Genomic DNA, 2,427 nt, shown 5'->3' with positions numbered 1-2,427 from the left:
AGGAGAAAACTATGTCTATATTTATGAATTACGACGGCATCAAGGGTGAAGCGACGGCAAAAGGTCACGAAGACTGGATTGATGTGTTGTCATTGGATTGGGGTGTACAGCGTGGGATCACGGCTCGTGTTGGTACGAGCAAAGATCGTGAAGCGACGTCGGCGGACGTGAGCGAGCTGCGCATCACCAAGTACATGGATAACACCACGCCTTACTTGTTTAAAGAAGCGTGTGTGGGTAAGGGCAAGCAGGTTCAGTTGCACTTAACGAAGACCGGCGACACGCTGGAGAACTACATGGAGTACAACTTAAAGGACTGCATGATTAGCGGCTACCGCGTGAACACGGACGGCGACCGTCCGGTAGAAGAAATCACGTTGAGCTTTACGCGCATCGAGCAGAAGTACACGCCTTATGATGACAACCATAAAGCGTCAAGCCCAATCAGCAATGCTTACGACATGACGACAGCGTCGATGGCGTAATTGTTGGATTGAGTGTTCACGAGGGGAGGACAGGTTCCTCCCTTTCGTGTCTTTATAGGTTAAGGCGAGGCGAAGGAACATAGGGAATCGAGATGGGGATATTTGAGAGATACACACAAGGAAACCGCTTATTACAGGTGGAGAGTCCGTTGGGTGGTGATGCCTTATTGCTGACGGACATCGAGGGCGAGGATGCGCTGTCGACACCGTTTGAATTTACCTTGACGTGCTTATCGGAAGAGCCGAGCTTGCCGGCCGTGGAGCTGGTGGGCAAACCGCTGGACTTTGGTTTTGAGCTGAACAATGGCGCGACGCGTTACTTTAACGGTTACGTCAGCCGCCTGGTGAGTCTGGGCACCGCCTCGGAGCATCTGTACCGCTACCGTCTGACGGTGGTCCCGAAGGTATGGTTCCTCGGGCGCCGCGTCAACCTGCGTATCTTCCAGCACCAGACCCTGCCACAGATTGTGGAGCAGCTTTTCGGCGAGCACGAGGTGGCCTTCGAGAATCGCCTGACGGCGAGCTACCCGCGCCACGACTACTGCGTGCAGTACCGCGAGAGCGACCTGGGATTCATCAACCGTCTGCTCGAAGAGAGCGGTATCTTCTACTATTTCGAACATCAGCAGGGTGAGCACAAGCTTATCCTGGCCGACAACAAATCGAGTTATCCCGCCTGTGCTCAGGCCATGGTGTCGCAGAGCTACGGCAGTCTGGATGACGAACACATTGGCGAGTGGCAGAAGGAAGTGGTCTTCCCGCATGGCCAGTACAGCGCTCGCAGCTACAACTTTGAAAGCCCGAATGACGACCTGGAAACGACCAGCCAGGCGCAGAGCGGTTTCCCCGGGATTGAGCCGTACGAAGTATACGACTACCCGGGCGAATATTACGACGCCGGGGTTGGTGAGCCGGAAACACAGACGCGGATGCAGGAAACCGAGCAGTATCATGAGCGGGTCGAAGCGACCAGCACCTGCCGCGGCCTGTCGGTCGGCGGCACCTTCACCGTCAGCGTGCACGACGACCGTGCCGAGATGGGTCAGAGTTACCTCATCACCGCCATGCGCTATACCGCCATCGACGACACCTACCTCAACAGCGACGACCCCAAGCAGGAGGTCAGCAACCAGCTGGTGTGCATCCCCAAGTCGGTGCAGTTCCGTCCCGAGCGGCGTCATGCCAAGCCGAGCGTCAGGGGCGTACAGAGCGCCATCGTCACCGGCCCGGAAGGCGAAGAGATTTATACCGACGAGTATGGCCGGGTTAAGGTCCAGTTCCACTGGGACCGCGAAGGCCAGCACGACGAAAACAGCTCCTGCTGGGTGCGCGTGTCACAGCAGTGGGCCGGTGCCGGCTTCGGTGGCATTAACATCCCGCGCATTGGACACGAAGTGCTGATTGAATTTGAAGACGGCGACCCTGATCGCCCCATCATCACCGGCCGCGTCTACAACGGTAACAACCCGGTGCCGTACAACCTGCCGACCAACAAGACCCAGAGTGGGTGGATGTCGCGCTCGACGCCCGAAGGCAGCGTCGACAACTGCAACCAGATCCGGTTTGAAGATCGCAAAGGTGCCGAGCAGCTGCTGATCCATGCGGAGAAGAACCAGGACATCGAAGTCGAGACGGACGAGAGTCACTGGGTGGGTAATAACCGCAGCAAAGTTATCGACAATGACGAAACCAGTCATATCAAGCATGACCGCAAGAAGACCGTCAGCAATGACGAGACGGTGGACATTGGTCACGACCGCAAGACCAAGATAGGGAATGACGTCGAGCTCAAGGTGGGTCGTAACTCGCAGGTAGAAATTACCAAAGACCTGCTGGAGAACGTCAACAACCACCGTAAGGAATACACCTATGCCAACCACTGGGAAGAAGTGGGTGGACATTATGAGCATAAGGTTCAGGGCAAATATGATCTGGAAGTCGT

At 56.1% G+C, this 2,427-nt stretch carries 2 protein-coding genes; both read left to right on the top strand.

Annotated features, from left to right (window positions below):
* On the top strand, positions 1 to 485 hold a 485-nt coding region (locus H7708_RS13345), incomplete at its 5' end, for an Hcp family type VI secretion system effector (RefSeq protein WP_223671351.1).
* A gap of 149 nt (positions 486 to 634) precedes the next feature.
* On the top strand, positions 635 to 2,427 hold a 1,793-nt coding region (locus tag H7708_RS13340), incomplete at its 3' end, for a type VI secretion system Vgr family protein (RefSeq protein ID WP_235727631.1).

Origin of the sequence: Kangiella shandongensis, from assembly GCF_020005365.1 — a bacterium.
Lineage (GTDB): Bacteria > Pseudomonadota > Gammaproteobacteria > Enterobacterales > Kangiellaceae > Kangiella > Kangiella shandongensis.
The sequence above is the reverse complement of the archived record's forward strand: the minus strand, read 5'-3'. Positions and strand labels throughout refer to the sequence as shown.